Genomic DNA, 21,909 nt, shown 5'->3' with positions numbered 1-21,909 from the left:
TTGCGAGAGGACGACCATGATGTCGACGATGGGCCGACGCGCAAAGTACGCCGCATCCGCGCTGGCCGAGCGCTATCCGACGCGGACCCGAGTCCTCGCCGAACCACCCGCCGGTAGCCAATTGCGGCCGATACTAGGCGATTACGGGTTACCGGTGATCGGGCACGCCCTCCCAGCCATGACGGACAACCTCGATTTCGCGCGGCGGCGCGTCGAGAAATACGGTCCCGTGCAGTGGTCGGGACTGCTCGGGCGACAGGTCGTGATGGTGGTGAGCCCGGAGGCGATCGAGGAGGTGCTCGCCGACCGAGACAAGGTGTATTCCGCCAAGGGCGGCTACGACTTCTTCATCGGCCCGTTCTTCCGTGGCGGCATCCTGCTGCGCGATTTCGACGAGCACCGCTATCACCGGCGCATCCTGCAGCAGGCCTTCACCCGGCCCCGGCTGGTCGGCTACCTCGACATCACCACACCGGCGATCGCGCGCGGTATGGATGACTGGTTGCCCGCCAACGACTTCCAGCTCTTCCCGGCGACGAAGCATCTGCTGCTGCGCATGGCGTCGGAGGTGTTCATGGGCGCACGTCTCGGTCCAGAGGCCGCGCGCCTCGAACGCGCGTTCATCGATGCGGTGCGCGGCGGACAGGCATTGGTGCGCGCCAATCTGCCCGGCGGCGTGTGGGCGAAGGGCTTACGCGGGCGCAAGGTGCTCGAAGATTACTGCCGCCGGGAAATGCCCGCCCGACGTGCGGGCACCGGCGACGACCTGTTCAGCGTGCTGTGTCACACCGCAAGCGATGAGGGCCATACCTTCACCGATCAGGACATCGTCGACCATCTGATCTTCGTGCTGATGGCCGCGCACGACACCAGCACCATCGCACTGGCGATGATGGGTTATCAACTCGGTCTGCACCCCGAATGGCAGGACCGGCTGCGCGCCGAATCGCAAGCGCTGGGCAAGGATTGGCTCGATTACGATGATCTGGACCGGCTGCCCGCCCTGGATCTGGTGTTCAAGGAGATCCTGCGGATGTACTCCCCGGTCGGTCAGCAGATCCGGGAGACGGTGCGCGACACCGCGATTCAAGGTCACTTCCTGCCCGCGGGCACCCTTGTCATCATCGGCTCGCATCCGGCGATGCGCATCGACCGGTGGTGGCGCGATCCGGATGCCTTCGATCCGGAGCGTTTCACCACCGAACGTCAAGAGGACAAATCCCACCGCTATGTCTGGGCGCCCTTCGGCGGCGGTGCGCACAAATGCATCGGCCTGTACTTCGGCGGTATGACCGTCAAGGCGATCATGCATCGGATGCTGTTGCGCTACCGGTGGTCGGTGCCCGCCGGATATGTGCCGCCGATGGGCTGGGCGACCGGCCCCATCCCACTCGACGGCCTCCCGATCCGGCTGCAAGCCGCACGCATCGAAACCCGGCGGCCCGCATGAAAATCACCGCCGACCGAACCCGCTGCCAAGGCCACGCCATGTGCGAAGCCCTCCTTCCGCACATCTTCGAGGTCGACAACACCGGCAAGGTCCGCATCCTCACCACCCCCATCCCCACCCCCGACCACTCCGACGCCCGACTCGCCATCGACACCTGCCCCGTCGAGGCCCTGCGCGCCGAGGCGTGAGAATGCGCTCTCGACCTTCGCCGCCACCGCTACATGGTGATCGCTTGTCCAGGTCCGGATCGGATCTGGGCGGAAACTCGAGTGGCTGGTTCGTGGGTGGTGGCGGATAGCGTTGGGGCGTAGAGGGTTTCGATTTCGGTGGCGTATTTGGTCGCGATCGGCTTGCGGCGCAGTTTCATGGTGAGGGTGATTTCGTCGCCACCGGGTTCCCAGAAGGTGGGCAGTACGGTGAAACGTTTGATCTGCTCCACTCGGGACAGTTTCGCGTTGCCCGCCGCGATACCCTGCGCGATTTCGGCGATAACGCCCGGGTCGGCCGCCAAGGCGGTGGCGGAGGCGTCGGGCAGACCGTGTTGGGTCGCATAGGGTGCCGCGGATTCGGCGTCGAGCACGATCAGGGCGGTGTTGTAGGGGCGGGCGTCGCCGATGGTGACGACCGAGCCGACCAGTGGGGTCGCGGCCTTGATCGTGTTCTCGATATTGGCCGGGGACATATTCTTTCCGGCCGCGTTGATGATGAGTTCCTTCTTGCGGTCGACTACGCGTAGGTAGCCGTCGGCGTCGCGGGTGAGGATATCGCCGGTGTGTAGCCATCCGTCGGCGTCGATGGCTTCGGCGGTCTTGCCTGGTTCCTTGCGGTAGCGCTGCATGACGAGCGGTCCGCGCACCAGGAATTCGCCGTCGTCGGCGATTTTGGCTTCCGAACCGGGCAGCATGCGTCCGACGGTGCCCAGACGCGCCTCGGCGGGTGGGCTGGCGCTGGCCACACAGGTCAGTTCGGACATACCCCAGATCTCGGAGATGGGGATGCCGAGGCCGCAGAAGAAGCCGAGGGTCTGCGGCGGTATCGGCGCGGCACCCGACATCGCCCACTTCACCTGGTCCAGGCCGAGTTTCGCGCGCAGCTTCGACAGCACCGCCTCGTCGGCCTTCGCCCATTCGGCGGCCAACTCCGCATTGATGGTTGCGCCCTCCAGCAGCGCGGCGGCCTTGCGCGCGGCCACACCCAGTGCCCATTGCAGTGCGGCCCTTGTGGTGTCGTCGGGCTCATTGGCGACCGAGAATTCGACCGCGGCCTTGAATTTCTCCCACACCCGCGGCACCGCACCCCAAATCGTGGGGCGCGCATCCAGCAGCGCCGCGGGCAGTTGATTGCGGTCGGGCACGACGGTGATCTGGATGCCGTAGTACTCCTGTAGATATAGCGCGGTGAACCGATCGGCCATGTGAGCGGTCGGCAGGTAGGAGATTTGCCGGTCGCCGAATTCCACGGGCAGTACAGCGTTGAAGGCATGCGCCTCTGCGGTCAGGTTGGCGTGGGTGATCTCGACGCCCTTCGGATTTCCGGTGGTGCCGGAGGTGTAGACCAATGTCGCGATATCGTCGGGACGCACCGAGCGCCATGTCGCCTCGAAGTCGAAATCGTTGCGGCCCTTGGCCTTCAGCTGCGCGAGGCTGATCGTTGCGGCGTGCTCGGCATCGATGCACACGATGGTCTCGATCTGGGCACCGCAGGTGCGCACCCGCTCGACGTACTGTTCCTCGCAGATCACTACCCGATTGCCCGCATTGGCAAACACATAGTTCAACTGCTCGGGCGCGAGGGTGTTGTACACCGAGAACGAGGTCGCCCCGGTGTGCTGCGCGCCTACCTCGATGGGATAGAACTCGACCCGATTGGCCATCATCAGCGCGACGGTATCCCCGCGCCCGATGCCGATCCCATGCAGTCCCGCCGCGATATGGCGCACCTGCTCGGCGTACTCCCGCCAGGTCAACGTGTGGCCGCCACCAATGGAGCGCACCGCGATCGCGTCGGGCTCGATCGCCGCCACCCGCTGGAAGGCGGCACAGGAGGTATTCGGTTCGGTCATCGCACACCACAATCACTACGGCCACAATTACTTCCAGACCGTAAGTTGCCACTCGATCCCCGCGTGCCGTTTTCACCCGATTTCGCCCGAGCCCAGCCACCTTCCACGGTTCGTCGCCACGGATGGACCCCGCCGCCGAGGGGTCACTTGATGAGTCCTGGGTGCTGCTCGACCAGACGCCACAGGGAGGTCACCTCCGCAGCTCTGGCCGCGTGCAGCGGATCTGTAGTGTCACGGGGTCGGGAGTGGCGGGGTCGGGTGTCGATCCGGTCGATAACCCGCAGGCCCGCTGAGTCGATGGCGGTGAGAAGTTCTGCGCGGGTGCGCAGGCCGAGGCGTTCGGCCAGATCGGACAGGACCAGCCAGGCCTCGCCGCCGGGTTCGAGGTGAGCGGGCAGCTCGGTCAAGAAAGCCCGCAGCATGGTGCTGTCCGGGTCGTAGACACCTTGTTCGACGGTCGAGGTCGGACGGACCGGAAGCCACGGCGGATTGCACACGATCAGGTGCGCTCGGCCGTCGGGGTACAGGGCAGGGCCACACACCTCGATGCGATTCGTGAGACCGAGGCGGTCGATATTGTCGCGAGCGCAGTCGAGTGCGCGCGCATTGATATCGGTGGCGACAATGTGGTCGACGCCGCGGCGGGCCAGCACCGCCGCGAGCACACCGGTTCCGGTTCCGAGATCGAAGGCGCTACGGTGCTGCACCGGCAACGGCGCGTTCGCGACCAGATCGACGTATTCGCCGCGCACCGGAGAGAACACCCCGTAGTGCGGGTGAATCCGCGCGCCGAGAGCAGGTACCAGGACACCGTTTTCACGCCACTCGTGCGCCCCGATCGCACCGAGCAGTTCGGTCAACGCGATCACCATCGGCTCGCGCGCCGACCCATATGCCTCGGTGCACGCCTGCCGCACATCGGGTGCGCGCCGCAATGCCAGCGAATGGTCCGGCTCCAACTGCACCAGGATCCTGCCCAACACCCGTGCCCGCTGCCCGCGCGCCTGCCGATACCGGTGAAAGGATTCGGGCGGTCCCGCCCCCGCCGATGGGGGTTTGCGGTCGATGCGCCGGCTCAATGCCCGCAACAGCTGACGCGCATTATGGAAATCGCCGCGCCACAGCAGCGCCGTCCCCTGGCAGGCCAGACGGTAGGCGGTATCTGCGCGCATACGGTCATCGGCGATGGTGACGTGTGCGGGCGCTGTCGCCGCGCTTTCGGAATGCCACCGCGCGCTGTGGTCGGTGTGTGATTCGGTCCAGTGGATGCTCGACATGGGGTGCTCCTCGTGATCGGACGTGCGATGGCACGGCGAGCACTTCGACGAGGAGCGGGAGAACGGCCAGAGTCAGCCGGGGCTGCGCGGACGGACTAGCGCCGCGTCGAAGTGCGAGCACCGAAGTCGCCGAGGACCATACCGAGCGTCATGAGCAGCCCTTTCCCTGAGTCGACACATCAAGAGTCGCATATGAGCCGCCGCCACCACACGCCGGGCCCGATCCAGCGGTAGCCCGCCACGGCGAGCCTCGATCGGGGTGGTGTGAACTCGAGGCCGTGGCATCTTCACAGCGACACCATCAACTGCTGCCACGTGGCCCGGTGCGAGGTAGTCACTGGGTAGGCGACGGCAACTCCGAGATGGCTGATGTGCTCAGGAGATGCCCATCCACGTGTCGATCCGATCGATCGCCCCGGGAGCGAACGCACAGGTGACGTGGTCGCACGGCAGCAGGGTAAGCGACACCTCCACCCCCGCGCTCTTCCACTGCTGCTGTAGTGCTTGCGCGCCGGCGGCTGGAATCCATTCGTCGAACAGGCCGTGCCACAGGTAGATCGGCATCGTCGGGGTCAGGCCGCCGGCTTTGGTTTCGCGGTAGATCCGCTGCACGACGTCGGTCGGGTAGGGGTCGAGTGTGGTCAGCGTGCGCAGCGGCACCGGCGCGGCACCGAGCAGGGCGGCATTGGAGCAGAGGTTCTTGTTCTCCTGCGCGGTCCGCACCCCGAGGTCGTTGAGCAGGTCGAAAGCCTCGGGCGTGGCTCGGGCGACCCCGAGCGCCGCCATCAGATACAGCGCCCCGGCGGGTGGTTTCCCGTCCATCGTCTTGCGCAGCAGGCTCAGGTCGGCGGGTGTGCCACCGGCCGCGGCGCCGAGGATGCGCAGCTCGGGGGCATAGGTGGGCTGCAGCTGTGCCGCCCATACGGTGGCGATCGCGCCGCCGCTGTAGCCGATCATCGTGGTCGCACTGCCCGCCAGTCCGGCCGCCGGGAACTGAAGCGCGGCACGGATTCCGTCGAGCACTTCGCGTGCCTGGGTGGGTCCGTGCGCGTAGGCCATCTTCGGGCCTTCGTAGTCGCTCATCACGACCGCGTAGCCGTGGCCGAGTAGTTGGCGGGTGATATCGGGGGCTTCGATGGAGACCGAGTGGGTCAGCTGGTAGGACGGATTACATTGCAGCCCAACGCTGTCGATCGCGTAGTTGTTGCTGACGACACGGCCGTTCCAGGTCTTGGGTTTCATGATCGTGGTGAGCGCGGCGATCGAAGTGCCGTCGGCGGCAGTGGATTTGAACCATACCTGCCAGGCGGCGAAGTCGTTGGTGGTGGACAGGGGCGGCAGAATCCGCACCGATCGCGATGACAGGATCGCGCCGTTGGGCGCAGCGTCGGTATCGAAGTGTTGATCGAGGTAGGCGTCGCCGGTCGGGTCGGGATCGTATCGGGCGTAGTCACCACTATCGGCCGCGACGAGTGCGGTGGCCGTGACCGTGGTGAGCGCCAGGGTGGTCGCGACGCAGAAGGCGCGCCGCGGCAGCCGAAACATGAACATGTCGCCTTTCGCTCGAACAACGCGCTGACCGGGGACACCGCGTCGGCAGAGGCTAAACCAATCGAGGCCGCGTCACTGTGGGTTTCACGATCAACTGGCGAAAATTTCACGTCCCGCTACGATGCCCGCCACGCGATAGCCACCGATGGTTGTACATGTCTGGGACAGCGGCCTACATTGCTGGCATGAACACCATCGAGCTCGACGCACCCGACGGCGCTGTCGAGGCGATTCTGGCCCGCCCGAGCGGGGACGGTCCCTGGCCTGGTGTCGTGGTGCTGCACGACGGTGCCGGGTTCGGCCGGGATATCCGCGGCAATGTCGAAATGCTGGCCGACTACGGCTATCTCACGATTGCCCCGAATCTGTTCGCCAATGGCCGGGTGCGCTGCATCCGCGCGGTGCTGCGGTCGTTGGTCTTCACCGGCGCCAGTCCGACGATTCGGGAAATCCTCGCCGCCCGCGACCGCTTGGTCGCCGATCCGGACTGCACCGGCAAGACCGCCGTCATCGGCTTCTGCATGGGCGGTGGCTTCGCATTGCTCACCGCGCCAATGGGTTTCGACGCGTCCGCACCGTTCTATCCGGGCCTCTACGGCGACTACCGTGCCCAGCTCGATGGCGCGTGCCCGGTGGTGGCCAGCTACGCCCAGCGCGACCCCTCACTCGTCGGGGCGGACCGCAAGCTCGATCGCGCACTGAACGAGCTCGGCGTCGAGCACGACATCAAGACCTATCCGGGCACCACGCACGGCTTCGCGAACGTCTTCAGCATCGACCCGGTCCTGCGTGTCGCGGGTCTGGGCTACGACGCGCAAGCCACCCGTGATGCCTGGCATCGCATTTTCGCGTTCTTCGACAAGCACCTGACCGATACCGTGGCGGGCGGATCCGAGTAGTCGACTGGCCGCGACCCGATGACGGTTCAGCGGGCCCACCACGATTCACGCACCGCCTACCGCCGAGGTGACTTCCGGCGAACACCCTCGGGTCTGCTCGTGTCGAGTCGTCGGCGCATCCAGGCGTCTAGGAGCCGGATTCGGTCAGTTCGGCCACGACCTGGCCGAACATGGTGTTCTTGATCGCACTCAGTGTCGCGGGATCCTTTCCGCCGAGCGGGGCGAGCATCGCCAGGGCGGCCGTGGCGACCGCGCCTTCGCCCGCGGTGGCGTCGACGATATCCAGGTCCGAGGCATCGATTCCGCCGAAGCGGCGACCGGTGGTCATCGCGGCAACCGCGGCCTTGGGGCTCAGCTTGGACTGGATCAGCGCCGCCATACCGGGGGTGAACGGGATGCGGATATCGACCTCGGGCAGGCAGAAGAAGCCGCGGTCAGCGCGCATCACCCGATAGTCGTGGGCCAGGGCCAGCATGGCTCCGGCGCCGAAGGCGTGGCCGGGCAGTGCGGCGGCGGTGGGAATGGGCAGGGTGAGCACGCGGGCGAACAGGGCCTGGACCCGGTCGGTGTACCACTGGGTGCGCTCACCGTTGGCGAGCAGCCAGTCCAGGTCGAGGCCGTTGGAGTAGAACTTGCCGCTCGCGGTGGTCACCAGCGCGTGTGCGCCCTCGGCGAGGACGGTGTCGAGGTGGGCGTTGACCGCGTCGAGAAACTCTGGGCTGAAACGATTTTCGTCGTCGCCGAGGTCCAGCACGGCGATCTTTTCGTGGTAGCTCAGTGTGCTCATGATATTCCTTACTCCGGGTGTGATTCGGGTGGGCCGACCGCGAGTACCGCGCGCACGGCGGCGCGAAGGTGTTCGCGGGCAATGGGTGTGGAGATTCGGTCGCGGCGCAGCAGGATGCCGGTCGGCAGATCGACGACGCAGGTGGTGATCACATCGACCGCGGCGGCATCGCCGCGGCCCCACAGGGCGCGCGAGAGGCGGATGAGTAGTCGCACCAGCGCGTCATCGGTTCCGGCGAGTTCGGTGACGACCTGTTCGGGCAGTTCGTCGCCGAGCAGTTCGTCACGCGAGACGGTCAGCAGCAGTTTCGAGGAGTCCGGGTATCGCCGCGCGAACTCCACCGGTGTCTCGGCCGCGGCCACTACCGCCTCGAGCGCGCGTGGGGCGCCGTCGGCGGCGATCAGATGCGCCTCCACCAACTCGGTCTGCATCCGCAGAAACCGCCCCGCCGCCCGTAACCAGCTGCGCCCGAGCAGTTCGGCACGCGAACCGAAGGTGTGATAGATCGCGCCGTTGGACACCCCGGTCGCCGTCGCGACGGCTCGGATCGTGACCGCCGCCGGGCCCGAGCGCACCGCCAGCGACTCCGCGGCATCGAGCACGGTGTCGGGGTCGTGGGTCCGAGGGCGAGGCATGCTACGACTATAACAGAGCAGTTGCTCTGTTATGCACCGGCACCTGTCCGGCAACCCTTTCCCGCTACGCCACTGCATGTTTCGCCCGGTCACGGGTATTTTCGCGGGGCGACGACGTCGATGCGTGGACCGCGTTAGGTTTCAGCGCGAGGGCAATACGATGAGGTACTGTCTGGTCCTCCGCCTTGCCCGCACGAACAGAAACGGCGCCTGCGAATGTCACGAGTGGTCACCAAGGAGCAGTACTTCGACACCGCTCTGGAGGTCTTGGCCGAACTCGGCTTCAAAGGCCTCAATATCGGCGTGCTCTGTCGCCGACTCGGTGTCACCAGCGGGTCGTTCTACCACCATTTCGGCAGCTGGCAGGGCTTCGTGGACGCGCTGCTCGAGCACTGGGAGAACCGCCAGGTCATCATCCTGCGCACGCTGAAGTTCAACCAGGGCAATCCCGACGACGATATCCGCGCCATGTCCGACCTCGCCGCGGGCCTGCACCACGCCGCCGAGGCCGCGATCCGCGCCTGGGCCGCCAACGACGAATCGGTGAATCTGGCGCTCAAGCGCGTCGACGAATCGCGCCGCCGCACCGTGCACAAGGCGATCAAAGGCGTTGTGGGCGATGAAGAGACCACCGCGGTGGTCACCGCGCTCGGCATGTCGATGCTGATCGGCTACCAGCAGATCGCCGCGGGCGGGGAGGATATTTCACTGGATCAGTTGTTGGCCCAGTACGCGCGGTTGATCTACTCCCACGCCCGCCGCTCAGCCGAGTAGTTCGTCCACATAGCACCACCGCCACGCCTCACCCGGCTCGACGCTGCGCATCACCGGATGTCCGGTGCCGCCATAGTGTTTGGTGGCGTGATTGCCCACCGATGAGTCACAGCAGGCGACGTGCCCGCAAGTCAGACACATGCGCAGATGCACCCAGGTGTATCCCTCGGCGATGCATTCGGAGCATTCGTCGGGTTCGGTGGTTTCGCGCACCAGCGGCGCGGACTGCAGATGCGGGCAGCCCTCGACCGCCGCGGGGGCCGATAGCGGTTCGACGCGCTCCTCTTCGGTTTCGTCGAAGCGGTCGATCATCGATTCCTCGAGATCGAGCCGCGACAGCACATACTGCAGGATCTCATAGTCGGCACCGCCCGAATCCCGCACCCGCAGAACGGTTTCCCGTTCCGCACGCAGCATTTCCAGCCGTAGCCGCCGATATTCCGCGGTGGGTGTCGCCAGTTCCGATTCCGAGCGGCCGAGACGTTCCCAGGCGGCGTTGGTCTTCCAGGTGACCCGGTCGCGCAGTGTCTCGACCACACCGGGCGGCGTATCCGGGGTGATGTGTTTTTCCAGTTCGGCCAGTCCGGCGGCGGTCGCCTGCTGTAGCAGGTTCGCCTTCTGTAGCGCGTTTTCCGCGCGACTCGGACCGCGCACGTGCAGCCGCCGCACCACCCAGGGCAGCGAAGTCCCTTGCAGCAGTAGCGTTCCCGCGACCACGACGAGCGCGAGCAGTTTGAGTACCGGCAGTTGCGGGGTGTCGGCGGGCAGCAGCAGCACCGCCGCCAGGGTGACCACACCACGCATGCCCGCCCACGACACCACCAGCGGGTGACTCACCGGTACATCGGCATTGGACAATCCGAGCTTGCGCGAGAGCAGTGCGACCGGGAAGACCCACAGCGGCCGCGACAGCATCGCGGCCACCGTGACCGCTACCGCCGCCACGATCAGCGTGGTGTGGTCGAGGTCGCTGTCCCAGGCGCCCTCGATGATCGCGCGCATCTGCAGCCCGATCATCAGGAACACGACGCTTTCCAGGATGAATTGGATAGTGCGCCAGTTGGTGCGTTCGGCGATCCGGGAGGCGGCGCTCTGCCACACCGGCGCACCGTGGCCCAGGACCATGCCGCAGGTCACGACCGCGATCACACCGGAGGCTCCGATTCCCTCGGCGGGCAGATAGGCGACGAACGGCGCCAGGAACGACAGCGTGGTGTCCAGCACCGGATCGGTGATGCGCCGGCGCAGCATCGCCAGCAGATAGGCGACAACGATGCCCACCGCGGCCCCACCGCCCGCGGCGAGCAGGAAGTCGCCACCGGCCTTCCACACCGACGCCGTGCCCGCGGCCGCGGCGATCGCGGTGCGCACCGTGACCAGCGCGGTGGCGTCGTTGAACATCGACTCGTCTTCGAGGATGGTGACGATCCGGCGCGGCATGCCGATGCGCCGCGCGATCCCGGTAGCGGCCACCGCATCGGTCGGCGCGACCACCGCGCCCAGTGCCACCGCCACCGCGAACGGCACCGGCAGCAGCCACCACACCACCGCCGCGACCGCGAACGTGCTGAACAGCACCAAACCCACCGACAGCAGCGCGATGGTGCGCGCATTGGCCCGGAAGTCGACCAGGGAGGTGCGAATCGCCGAGGTGTAGAGCAGTGGCGGCAGGAAACCCAACAGGATGACCTCAGGATCGGGGTGGACCTGCGGAACATGCGGCAAATATGACGCGACCACCCCGGCCAGCGTCAATACCAGGGGTTCGGATATCCCGAACCGTCGCGCGAGCGCCGCGAGCGACGCCGCCGACGCGACTAGAACAACCAGGCCGATCGCGACATGCACTGTGGCATTCTCGCAGAGCAAACACCCGGCTCGAAAAAGACCATGCGGTACGTGACACGGACAGTGTGTTCGGTTCCCCGGAATGCCTGTGGCGGTAGCGTTCGCGCGCGATAGTTGTCGGCACAAAGGAGGTAGACATGGAAGAGTTTGCGTCCTGGCGGGCGAGCGGTCGGCGGCACACCCACCGCGGCCATCAGATTTTCTGGCAGGACAGCACCGGGGCCGGTGCGGGGAATCTGCTCTGTATCCACGGTTTCCCGACCGCGTCCTGGGACTGGCATGCGGTATGGCCGGGTCTGCGCGAGCGGTTCGGGCGCCTGATCGCCCCGGATATGATCGGCTTCGGCTGGTCGGCCAAACCCCGCAACTACGATTACCGGATCGCCGATCAGGCCGATCTGCACGAGAACCTGCTGCGTGAGCAGGGGATTTCCCGCACGCACATCCTGGCCCACGACTACGGCGACACCGTCGCCCAGGAGTTGCTGGCACGTGACGCCCAGCGCCGCGCCGACGGCGACGACTCCCTGGTGATCGAATCGGTATGCCTGCTCAACGGCGGCCTGTTCCCCGAAACCCACCATGCGCGCCTGGCGCAGAAGCTGCTGGCCAGTCCGCTGGGTCCACTGGTCGGTGTGCTGGGCACCGAGCGGGTCTTTCGCCGCAGCCTGGCCGGTGTCTTCGGCCCCGACACCCGCCCCAGCGTCCACGAGCTCGATCAGTACTGGATCCTGTGGTGCAGTAAGCACGGCAAGAGCAATGGCCACAAGCTGATCCGCTATATGGGCGAGCGCAAGGCCAACCGGGAGCGCTGGGTGGGCGCGCTGGTGCACACCCCGATTCCCGTCCGGCTGATCGACGGTCTGCTCGACCCGGCATCGGGTGCGCACATGGTGCGCCGCTATCGCGAGCTGATCCCGAAGCCGGATGTGGTCGAGTTGCCGAAGGTCGGGCATTACCCCCAGCTCGAAGCCCCAAAGGAGACCTTGGCCGCGGTACTGGATTTCCACACCAGCCGTGTGCGATGAACGCACACCCCAGCGTTATGGGGTGTCCCATACGATGGCTACATGGCAGCGACACGCCGATCGAATGACGAGGCTCCGGCGCGCCCGCGGCGGCGTGACGCGCGGCGGCGGATGGTCGAGGGAACGATCGAATCTCTGCGTATCCATGGTGCGAGCGCCACCAGCGTGGACCGGGTGCTGGCCGATACCGGCGCGCCCCGAGGGTCGGTCTATCACCACTTCCCTGGCGGTCGCACCCAGCTGATCACCGACGCGCTGACCGCCGCCGGTGCTTCGATGTCGGAATTCATCGAAGCGATCACCCGCGAGAACGATCCGGCGACCGCGCTGGATATGTTCGTCGCGCTGTGGCGACGCACGCTCGTCGACAGCGAGTACCGGGCGGGCTGCCCGATCTTCGCCGTCGCCGTCGAAACCAATGACGACGCACCGCAATTCGCCGCGTCCGCCGCGGCGATCTTCGCCCGGTGGAATACCGCGCTCACCGATCTGCTGATCCGTCACGGCATGGACGCGGTGCGTTCGCGTCGCACGGCCACTCTGACCGTCGCAGCGGTCGAGGGAGCGATCGCGCTGTGTCGCGTCGAGCGGGCCACCACACCGCTCGAGGACACAGTCCGCGAATTGCAGGATCACCTCGCGGCCGTCATCAGCGCCGCCGAGCAGTAGCGCTCCCGCCATCGACCCCGCGCATGCGGGTTTTCATTCGTGCGAAAAATGCACGCTCACACTCGCTTTTCTCGCTGTGCGGAGAACCATCTCGATACGACATGCCCTTGACACCTCGATTATGGTGGAGACCATAATCAGGGTCGTATGCAGATCCACTGCGCCCACCCCGAACCGGAGGAGACGCCGATGTCGCGCGCAGCCGAGATCGCCCTGGCCTGCGATATCCGGTATGCCGCCGATGCCGAGCACGTCGAACACGGCCGGATCGAATCGAGGGGCGATCGACCGGCTCGGCGACACCGTCGCCGGCCGAGCCGAAGGCGTGGACCGACGGCACTCGCGTCGAACAGACCAGTCGCACCCGCCCATCCCTATGTCGACAGGCGGTTCGCTTCCGCTCTCGATCAATGACCATTCAGAGGAGCATCGATGAGTACCGCCGCACCCCAAGACAGCCGAGCCGATAACAGCGCGCGGCGCGATGATCCTGCGGCGCGAGGGCAATGGCACAAAACCGCGTGCATCCTGTGTGAGAACAACTGCGGCCTGCTGATCCAACTCGACGGTCGCGGATTCGCCAAGATCCGCGGCGACAAAGACCACGTCGCCTCGGCCGGATACACCTGCAACAAGGCGCTGCGTCTGGACCACTACCAGAACGGCGGCACCCGCCTGAGCACCCCGCTGCGGCGGGAAGCCGATGGTAGTTTCACCGAAATCGACTGGGATACCGCGATTTCCGAGGTCGCCGCGCGGTTCACCGAGGTCAAGAACACATACGGCGGCGACAAGATCTTCTTCTACGGCGGCGGGGGACAGGGCAACCACCTCGGCGGCGCCTATAGCGGTGCGCTGCGGCGAGCGCTCGGCAGTCGCTACCGCTCCACCGCGCTGGCCCAGGAGAAGACCGGCGAGGGCTGGGTCGACGCGCATCTGACCGGCGGACACACCACCGGCGATTTCGAACACGCCGAGGTTTCGGTATTCCTCGGCAAGAATCCCTGGCAGTCGCACGGTGTGCCACGCGCCCGCACCGTCCTACAGCAGATCTCCAAGGATCCCGCGCGCACCATGATCGTGCTCGACCCGGTGCGCACCGAAACCGCCGATCTCGCCGACATACACCTGCAGGTCCGTCCCGGGACCGACGCGTGGTGTCTGGCCGCGATGCTCGCGATGCTGGTGCGCGATGATCTGCTCGATCACGCATTCCTCACCGAGCACGCCGAGCAGGTCGACGCCGTCATCGCGGTGCTGCGCGATATCGATATCGCCTCCTATGCCGAGATCTGCGGTGTGCCAATGGAATTGCTGCGTACCGCCGCGCATCGGATCGGCACCGCGAGCAGTGTCGCCACCTACGAGGACCTCGGCGTACAGCAGAGCCCCAACAGCACCCTGATCTCCTACCTGAACAAGCTGCTCTGGCTGCTCACCGGAAACTTCGCCAAACCCGGTGCCATGCAACCACATTCGTGGATGGTGCCGTTGGCGGGCTACAGCCGTGACATCAAACGCAGCCCGGTGACCGCCGCGCCGATCCTCGGCGGCATGGTGCCGTGCAATTCGATCGCCGAGGAGATTCTCACCGATCACCCCGACCGATTCCGGGCGATGATCATCGAATCCGCGAACCCGGCCCACTCACTCGCCGATTCGACCGCCTTCCGCCGCGCACTGGACGCCTTGGATCTGGTGGTGGTCATCGATGTCGCGCTCACCGAAACCGCACGTCACGCCGACTATGTGCTGCCCGCGGCGAGCCAGTTCGAAAAGTGGGAGGCCACCTTCTTCAATCTGGAGTTCCCGCACAACACCTTTCATCTGCGTGCGCCGGTACTCGAGCCGCTACCGGGCACACTGCCCGAACCCGAGATCTACGCGCGCCTGATCCGCGAACTCGGTGTCGTCGGGCGTGCCCAGCTGGCGGTACTGCGCAGCGCCGCCACACTGGGCCGCCGCCCCTACGCATTGGCCTTCGCGGCACTGCTGGCCATGGACAAAAAGATCGGTGGCCTCGCCCCGTACCTGCTCTATGAAACCCTCGGCCCGACCCTACCCGATGGCGCGCGTTCGGCCGCCGTGCTGTGGGCGCTCGCACAGCGCGTCGCGAAGGTGCATCCGGCCGCTATGCGTCGTGCGGGTCACCCGAATGCCGATGCGCTGTTCGATGCCATCCTGGCGGGCCGTTCGGGCGTCACCTTCACCGTCGACGACTATCCGGACGCCTGGGACTATGTGCCACACTCGAAAATCCCGTTGGCGATCCCGGAATTGCTGCATGCGCTGCGGGCACTCCCGACCACGCCCGCCGCGCACACCAGCCCCGAATTCCCCTTCGTCCTGTCGGCAGGGGAACGGCGTTCCTTCACCGCCAACACCATTTTCCGCGACAACAGCTGGCGGCGCCGTGATCCGGAGGGCGCGTTGCGGCTCAGCCCCGACGATGCCACCGCGCTCGGTCTCACCACCGGGGACCGCGCCCGCATCACCACCGGACGTGGCAGCGCCATCGCCGCGGTCGAGATCAACGAACGCATGCGGCCCGGGCACGCCTCCCTGCCCAACGGATTGGGCCTCGACCTGCCCGACGGCACCCGTACCGGTGTGGCCGCGAATGAGCTCACCGATGCGAGCTGGCGCGATGCGATCGCCGGAACGCCATGGCACAAGCATGTTCCGGCTCGTATCGAACCGCTACGCGAGGGCTAGCTTTTTCGCCCAGAACGGACAAATACGGCCCGCCCCGGCGGCGCTGATATCGACCGGCGTGACGCCGGGGGTGTGAGCTACCGAACTTCGTGATGCTCCAGTGCTTTTCGCGCACAGGGCGACACCGTACAGTCGGCCCATGGTTTTCCGGCTCGAGCTGCAACCTGCCCAACCCCTGCACCTGACACCGCGCTGCGTGGTGCATACCGGAACGGTGCGACTATTCGTCACCGGCACGCTCCGCCACACCGCCGCGGCCCCCGCCGAACAGTTCGGCTTCTTCCTCCCCAACACCCGCCCCCTGCCCGAAGACGCACCCGAACCATGTCTGTGGGCGGAGATGCATCTGATGACCGCCACCGCCACCGCGGCATCGGGAGACTTCCCCTTCGGCGTTACCCACACCCATGCCGCCTACGTCCCCGACCCGCGCGCCGGGCTGCACCGCTGGCTCCACCTCACCGCCGCCGCCCACCCCGCCAGAGAACTCCGCCTCGGCTACCGCGTCACCGTCCAAACGCCCTGACGGCGTGCATCCGGTGTGAGCTCATCCCAGCCGGTTCGCGCGACGGTGATCCCGCGCCTCCGAACAGTCGTGGGCGCATGTGATCGGCAGAATTCCCGATCAATCGCCGGGCCGGTAATGCCCGCGCAGGCACTACGCCGCCTGGCTAAGGCACGCGGCTACCATCGACAGCGCCGAGGGACAGACGGGCAGGGCACTCTTACGGTGTCGCCGCAGGCTCGCGATCGACCTCTGATGCGGGCGCGTGCGACGCCGGACTCACCGTCACCCACGTGTTGTTCACGGCGGCGTTTCCGGAGAACGTGTCGGTGACCGCCGGATCATGCAACAGGTTGACATTCGCGCCCGGCAGGGAGGCGGCGACCTGCCAGCCGACGCCGGGTTCACGGTGTCCCCAGCCATGCGGGATGGCGATGGTGCCGCGCCGGATTTCGTCGCTGACCTCCAGGGTGACCACGATCGAGCCGGTGCGGGAGGTGACCGCGACCCGGCTGCCGTCGGTGAGGGCGCGTTCGGCGGCGTCGGCGGGATGCATGAGGGCGGTGCAGCGGTCGCGGCCCTTGACCATGGACGGCACATTGTGCAGCCAGGAGTTGTTGCTGCGCAGGTGGCGGCGGCCGATGAGTTTGAGGTCGTAGCCGTCGGCGGGAGCGGTCAGCGCATTGCCGCGACGCGCGTTCTCGACCAATTCCCGTGCGGCCGTGACAAAATCGTCGGGCGCGAGGTGCACTTTGCGATCCTTCGTCGCGATCAACTCGCGCAATCGCGGCCGCAGCGGACCGAGATCGATACCCCCGGCCGCCGCGCGCACCTTCGCCACGGACAACCCCTTGCGTCCGCGCCGCAGCACCCCGTACGGACCAACCGCCACCCCAACGGTCGTCAACCGCATCGGACTGAACTGTTCCATCAGCGCGTTGACCGCGCGCGTGATGAATCGGCGCGCGGGCAGCGGCACTACCTCGGTGGTCAACCGCGCCAGGATTTGCCAGTCCTCGAGCCCGTCGGCCGCAGGTTCGAAAACTCGGGCGTCGTAGCGCAGATTGTTCCGCACACTGAACACCGGGAACAGAATGTTCACATCCTCGCGCTCCAGCGGGGAGATCGGCGGCAGGATGATATCGGCGTGCCGGGTCGTCTCGGTCACATACATATCCACGGCCACATAGAAATCCAGCGAGTCCAGTGCGGCGTCGAGCTTGCCGCGCTGCGGTGTCGACAGCACCGGATTCCCGGCGTAGGTGATCATCGCGCGAATCTGTCCGGCACCCTCGGTGAGGATCTCATCGGCCAGCACCGCGACCGGCAGCTCGGAGCGAAATGACTTGTAGGTGCCGGAGCGGTCCGTCCATGCCCCGTGCCCGACGGGCACATATTTCGCGAACCGCGGCGCATCGATCGGCGGTGTCGCGAACATCTGCCCACCTGGCCGATCCAGATTCCCGGTCACCGCGTTGACGGCGTTGACCAGCCAATGTGTGAGCGTACCGGTGACCTGGTGGCATATCCCGATTCGGGCATACAGCAATGCCGAATCCGCCGCGGCGTGTTCGCGCGCCAGCCGCCGAATCGTCTCGGCATCGACACCGGTGAGCGGTGCGGCCAGTTCCGGTGTCATGTCGGCGACCAGCGCTCGCAACTCCTCCCAGCCGGTGCACTGCGCGCGAATCCGGCTTTCCGCACACAGGTTTTCGCTGACCAGCACCTGCAACATGGCCAGCAGCAGATACACATCACCACCGGGTGCGATGGCTACATGCTCATCGGCCAGCCGCGCGGTCTCGGTGCGCCGCGGATCGATCACGACCACTGTGCCGCGCTTGCCCACGTCGCGAATGCGCTGCTTCGCATTGGGCATGGTGGTCAACGAACCGTTCGATACCGCCGGATTGGCGCCCATGATCACCAGCCGATCGGTGCGATCGATATCGGCCACGGGCATCAACACATTCGATCCGAACATCCGCCACGCGACGAACTCCTGCGGAAACTGGTCGATCGAGGACGCGGAGAAGAAGTTCCGCGTCATCAGCACCGCACGCAGCAGCGCGCCGTAGATCACCGACGAACTGTGGGCGGCCGGATTTCCGAAATACATGCCGATCGCGCTGGCCCCGTACTCGCGCCGCACCTGCCGCAGCCGCCGCCCGATCTCGTCGAACGCCTCATCCCACCCGATCGGCTCGAACCGATCACCGACCCGCCGCACGGGCGTGCGCAACCGATCCGGATCATGGTGCAGCCCACCCATCGCCGTCGCCTTCGGGCAGATATAGCCCTGCGAGAGCACATCATCGGGATTGCCCTCGATCCGCGTGACCTGATCATCCTCGACGGTCACCAAAATCCCGCAATGCGCCTCACACAACGTGCATTGCCGAGCGACGGTGGTAGCACCCATCCGTGTTCCTCCACACCATTGAGAGAGTTACCGTCTCATCGTAGCGGCGTCTACGGTGACGGGTGTACCGATCGGGCCCGGCCTGCGGATTCGCCCATGCGCACGGGAGCGGTTGCCCTACCGTCGATCACAGCCCACCCGTCCGCGACGCCGAACGGCACCGATCCGAAATCTCGGAAGCTGTTATGCGCCAACAGATTCCGCTACGAGCGTGCCGCCGAACTCGCACGGCGTATCCGACCTCGATGGCCTAGCGGGTCAACTGTCCGATGGCATACAACAGCGGGTACGCACGTCGCGCAAGGGTCGACCCGCAGGTGCTCACCTTGCAGGGGACCAGCGGCTTTACCACTGTGAGCATTCGGGCGCGGTCGTCGGACAAAGCGCGGCCGCGGCATCAGCGGTGCATGTATCCGAGTGTGAATGACGCATCATCGAGTCGTGGGGCGATCGATTCCCCGCCGAGCGCCTGCCGCAATATGGCTTGTTCGTCCTGGATGACGTGCATGACGGCGTTGATCAACGCCAGGTGGGTGAATGCCTGGGGGAAGTTGCCCCAGTGTCGGCCGGTGCGCGGGTCGATCTCCTCGGCATAGAGGCCAAGGGGACTGGCGTAGGCGAGCAGTTTCTCGCACAACTGTTTTGCTCGTGTCTTCTCGCCGATCTCCGACAGCGCCGAGACCAGCCAGAACGAGCAGATCGTGAAAGCACCTTCTTCCCCCGCGCAGCCATCGTCGGTTTCACTGACGCGGTAGCGCAAGACGAGGCCGTCTTCGGTCAATTCGTCCGCGATGGCCAACACCGTGTTGCGCACCCGGTCGTCGTCGGGGGGCAGGAAACGAACCAGCGGGATGAGCAGGGTCGAAGCATCCAGCGCCGTGCTGCCGTAATACTGGGTGAATACCCGCCGGGAATCGACCGCATGAGTGCATATATCGGCACGGATTTCGTCCGCGGCCTGCTGCCAGCGATGCGCGCGATCGAAGTCCTGGCGGATGCGGGCCAGTCGAGCGCCGCGATCGGCGGCAACCCAACACATCACCTTGCTGGAGGTGAAGTGTCGAGGCTCCCCGCGCACTTCCCAGATCCCATGGTCGGGCTCGCGCCAGTAGGTGAGGGCACTTTTCACCGCCCGGCCCAGCACCGGCCAGGCACGTGCGTCGATTCGGTCTTGATTGCGCGCGTAGAGATAGACCGCGTCCATCGCGGCACCCCACACATCGTGCTGGCGTTGCCGGTATGCGTCGTTGCCGATGCGCACGGGCCCGGCGTTTTCGTAGCCGCGCAGATGGGTGAGGGTCCGCTCGGTGAGATCGCTTTCGCCACCGATACCGTAGACGATCTGCATATTCCGGGCGTCTTCGGTCAAGCTGATGATGTAGGAGAAGAAGTCATCCGCCTCCCAGCTGAAGCCCAGCGTGTACAGACCCCACAGCGCGAATGCGGAGTCAGGTATCCACGAGTAGCGATAATCCCAATTGCGTTGTCCGCCCGGGGTTTCCGGTAATGACGTAGTGGCGGCGGCGCTGATGGCGCCGGTGGGGGCGAAGGTCAGACCCTTGAGGGTCAGTGCGCTGCGGGTCAGCTGGGCAGCCCACGGATGGTCCGGAAACCGCCCGCCGGCCAGCCAATGCCGCCAATGGTGGATTGTCCGCAGCATTCGCGCATCGGCCTCCTCGACGGTGCAGGGCGCATCGCGACTACCCCAGGCGAGCGCGCAAAAGCGAGTGTCGCCCGCCTTCAGCAAGGTACGGGCAAGCGCGTGCGTACCTTCCAACCCCAAGCGCAGATCGGTGCTCAGCGTCAACTGCAGATCGATCCCGTCGGCGCTGGCCTGCGCAATGTGGTAACTATCGAGATACTCCCACTGAGCGCGACTTCTGCCGTAGTCGAAGGACGGCTGACAGTCGAGCACGAACTGGATTTGTCCGGTCTCACAGTGCACAGTGCGCAGCAGAATGTGCTCGGCGTCGTAATCGGTGGGAGTTCGACAATGGGCGCTACGGCCCGGCGTCTGGTGTCGCCAGGGACCGACCAACAGCACATCGCGCACGGTCGCCCACCCTTCGCCGCTGCGCCAACTCGTCTCCATGACCATCGTGCCCGGGACGTAGCGGCGATCGGTGGGCACCATGAAGTCGGCGGGGGCGAACCGAAACGAACCGGCCGAACGATCCAGCACGGCCGCGAAGACACTGGGGGAGTCCATGCGGGGTAGACACATCCATTCGACAGTTCCGCTGGGGGCGATCAGTGCGGTGACCTCGCAGTCGGAGATGAAACCGTAGTCGTCGATCCGCGGGAACGCCGTGAGCTGCGGCGTGCCTTCGATGTCGTTGTCCATGTGTCGCTCCATCATCTCGGCGCTGAATCTGGCCGGCTACTCCATGCGATTGCCTGGTGTACCGCCTTTCTTCTCGACCGAACTGCGAGCGGGATCGCCGGACATGAGTGTTAGGCGTTTCCAAATAGCCCACCACCTCGTCGGTCGTATCGGCAAGCCCCGAATTTGCCGCGACGGCGTCGAGACACCCCCCGTCCTACCGATCGCGCGCGTCAGGCAACTGTTTCCGTGCGCGCGAGTGATTTCCCCGGCCGGTGCATGCTCCAGAGCGGTCGGCCATCGGCGACGTTATGCCAATACCCGCTTTCGAGCCGCCAGAGGCAGCGGCGGAATGAGTTTCGTCCAGAATTCGTGGCGGACCGCATCCCACAGCCTCGCCAGTTCCGGAAAGAGTTCTCGCGCATGCGCGAGATCCGGATAGTTGCTGGGGCAGAAGGACGCTACCTGCGAGGCGTCCGATGCGTTGTGCACGGCGACAATGGCGATCAGATGATGCTGAACCAAGCGCCACGTCACACAGAATCCGTCGACTTCGGTTCGGTGAAGATCCTTATCCATCTTCGATCCCCCGGCGCCGCCCGCATACGTCGTACATGTGGCGACCATTGTCAATCGGATGCGGTTGGCTATGCGCAGCCGTCTCGGCCGGCAACTCAGCACGGCCGCACCACCGGCTGCGCACCATAGGCAATGTCGGATTCTGGGACATGGGGTCTTCCTGCTTCAGGTATGACGCCGACGCGTCAAGGTGTCAGGTACTCACTCGCTAAACGTAAGACATTAGATTTCATAGTTCAAGGGACACGGGTAAACATCCGGTTAAGCCCGGTCTCGGCTCGCGCCTCCTCGACCAACGGTTCGACCAGCAGTGACGGCGGCCGGATAGCCGAAGCGGGCACTACGGCGGCAACTCGAGGGGTCGACGCATTTCGCGGCGCACATG

The 21,909-nt window shown here is 65.9% G+C and carries 17 protein-coding genes; 8 read left to right on the top strand and 9 right to left on the bottom strand.

Annotation, left to right across the window (positions count from 1 at the left end; all coding sequences use genetic code 11):
• Nucleotides 1-19: 19 nt before the first annotated feature.
• Both ACIBG0_RS34420 and ACIBG0_RS34415 read left to right on the top strand, forming a co-directional pair.
• Entirely contained in the window at nt 20-1,450 is a 1,431-nt protein-coding gene (locus ACIBG0_RS34420; protein WP_397038482.1) for a cytochrome P450, read from the top strand.
• Nucleotides 1,447-1,638 (top strand): ferredoxin, encoded by a 192-nt coding sequence (locus ACIBG0_RS34415; protein ID WP_397038429.1) that lies wholly within the window; start codon nt 1,447-1,449, stop codon nt 1,636-1,638. Before ACIBG0_RS34420 ends, ACIBG0_RS34415 begins: the two co-directional genes overlap by 4 nt.
• 29 nt (nt 1,639-1,667) lie before the next feature.
• On the opposite strand, the gene fadD11 is transcribed toward ACIBG0_RS34415, so the two are convergent.
• The 3 genes from fadD11 to ACIBG0_RS34400 all read right to left on the bottom strand — a co-directional run bounded on the left by fadD11 (nt 1,668) and on the right by ACIBG0_RS34400 (nt 6,334).
• Complete coding sequence (gene fadD11, locus ACIBG0_RS34410) at nt 1,668-3,512, bottom strand: fatty acid--CoA ligase FadD11 (protein ID WP_397038427.1); 1,845 nt, start codon at nt 3,510-3,512, stop codon at nt 1,668-1,670.
• A 143-nt stretch (nt 3,513-3,655) separates the two neighbouring features.
• The gene (locus ACIBG0_RS34405) at nt 3,656-4,789 is read right to left on the bottom strand and encodes a methyltransferase (protein ID WP_397038425.1); all 1,134 of its coding nucleotides are present in this window, start codon (nt 4,787-4,789) and stop codon (nt 3,656-3,658) included.
• Between the two features lie 375 nt (nt 4,790-5,164).
• Nucleotides 5,165-6,334: a lipase family protein gene (locus ACIBG0_RS34400; RefSeq protein WP_397038423.1), complete on the bottom strand. Its 1,170-nt coding sequence runs from the start codon at nt 6,332-6,334 to the stop codon at nt 5,165-5,167.
• Nucleotides 6,335-6,525: 191 nt separating this feature from the next.
• Here ACIBG0_RS34400 and ACIBG0_RS34395 point away from each other — a divergent pair, with 191 nt between their 5' ends.
• The gene (locus ACIBG0_RS34395) at nt 6,526-7,239 is read left to right on the top strand and encodes a dienelactone hydrolase family protein (protein ID WP_397038421.1); all 714 of its coding nucleotides are present in this window, start codon (nt 6,526-6,528) and stop codon (nt 7,237-7,239) included.
• Nucleotides 7,240-7,366: 127 nt separating this feature from the next.
• On the opposite strand, the gene ACIBG0_RS34390 is transcribed toward ACIBG0_RS34395, so the two are convergent.
• Together ACIBG0_RS34390 and ACIBG0_RS34385 are read right to left on the bottom strand one after the other, a co-directional pair.
• A complete protein-coding gene (locus ACIBG0_RS34390) occupies nt 7,367-8,026 on the bottom strand; it encodes an enoyl-CoA hydratase-related protein (protein ID WP_397038419.1) in 660 nt (219 codons plus the stop codon).
• An 8-nt stretch (nt 8,027-8,034) separates the two neighbouring features.
• Nucleotides 8,035-8,661 carry a TetR/AcrR family transcriptional regulator gene (locus ACIBG0_RS34385; protein ID WP_397038417.1) on the bottom strand — a complete coding sequence of 209 codons (627 nt, stop codon included), beginning with the start codon at nt 8,659-8,661 and terminating at the stop codon, nt 8,035-8,037.
• Nucleotides 8,662-8,877: 216 nt separating this feature from the next.
• Between ACIBG0_RS34385 and ACIBG0_RS34380 the strand changes: the two genes are divergently transcribed.
• Complete coding sequence (locus ACIBG0_RS34380; protein ID WP_397038416.1) at nt 8,878-9,435, top strand: TetR/AcrR family transcriptional regulator; 558 nt, start codon at nt 8,878-8,880, stop codon at nt 9,433-9,435.
• Here the strand turns inward: ACIBG0_RS34380 and ACIBG0_RS34375 are convergent.
• The gene (locus ACIBG0_RS34375) at nt 9,424-11,283 is read right to left on the bottom strand and encodes a Na+/H+ antiporter (protein ID WP_397038414.1); all 1,860 of its coding nucleotides are present in this window, start codon (nt 11,281-11,283) and stop codon (nt 9,424-9,426) included. The genes ACIBG0_RS34380 and ACIBG0_RS34375 overlap by 12 nt on opposite strands.
• A gap of 137 nt (nt 11,284-11,420) precedes the next feature.
• On the opposite strand from ACIBG0_RS34375, the gene ACIBG0_RS34370 reads away from it, so the two are divergent.
• The 4 genes from ACIBG0_RS34370 to ACIBG0_RS34355 all read left to right on the top strand — a co-directional run bounded on the left by ACIBG0_RS34370 (nt 11,421) and on the right by ACIBG0_RS34355 (nt 16,221).
• Nucleotides 11,421-12,311: an alpha/beta fold hydrolase gene (locus ACIBG0_RS34370; RefSeq protein ID WP_397038412.1), complete on the top strand. Its 891-nt coding sequence runs from the start codon at nt 11,421-11,423 to the stop codon at nt 12,309-12,311.
• A gap of 42 nt (nt 12,312-12,353) precedes the next feature.
• The gene (locus ACIBG0_RS34365; protein WP_397038410.1) at nt 12,354-12,980 is read left to right on the top strand and encodes a TetR/AcrR family transcriptional regulator; all 627 of its coding nucleotides are present in this window, start codon (nt 12,354-12,356) and stop codon (nt 12,978-12,980) included.
• 432 nt (nt 12,981-13,412) lie between these two features.
• Nucleotides 13,413-15,695 (top strand): molybdopterin-dependent oxidoreductase, encoded by a 2,283-nt coding sequence (locus ACIBG0_RS34360; protein ID WP_397038408.1) that lies wholly within the window; start codon nt 13,413-13,415, stop codon nt 15,693-15,695.
• Nucleotides 15,696-15,834: 139 nt separating this feature from the next.
• On the top strand, nt 15,835-16,221 hold the full coding sequence (locus ACIBG0_RS34355) for a hypothetical protein (RefSeq protein ID WP_397038406.1): 387 nt from the start codon (nt 15,835-15,837) through the stop codon (nt 16,219-16,221).
• 199 nt (nt 16,222-16,420) lie between these two features.
• Here ACIBG0_RS34355 and ACIBG0_RS34350 read toward each other — a convergent pair whose 3' ends face one another.
• The 3 genes from ACIBG0_RS34350 to ACIBG0_RS34340 form a co-directional block, all read right to left on the bottom strand.
• Nucleotides 16,421-18,622, bottom strand: a complete 2,202-nt coding sequence (locus tag ACIBG0_RS34350; protein ID WP_397038404.1) for a molybdopterin oxidoreductase family protein — start codon at nt 18,620-18,622, stop codon at nt 16,421-16,423.
• Between the two features lie 397 nt (nt 18,623-19,019).
• Nucleotides 19,020-20,966, bottom strand: coding sequence for a glycoside hydrolase family 15 protein (locus ACIBG0_RS34345; RefSeq protein ID WP_397038403.1), 1,947 nt, complete (start codon nt 20,964-20,966; stop codon nt 19,020-19,022).
• Nucleotides 20,967-21,254: 288 nt separating this feature from the next.
• Nucleotides 21,255-21,524 (bottom strand): hypothetical protein, encoded by a 270-nt coding sequence (locus tag ACIBG0_RS34340; protein ID WP_397038401.1) that lies wholly within the window; start codon nt 21,522-21,524, stop codon nt 21,255-21,257.
• Nucleotides 21,525-21,909: the final 385 nt, after the last annotated feature.

The organism is Nocardia sp. NPDC050630 (genome assembly GCF_044457245.1).
Lineage (GTDB): Bacteria > Actinomycetota > Actinomycetes > Mycobacteriales > Mycobacteriaceae > Nocardia.
The sequence above is the reverse complement of the archived record's forward strand: the minus strand, read 5'-3'. Positions and strand labels throughout refer to the sequence as shown.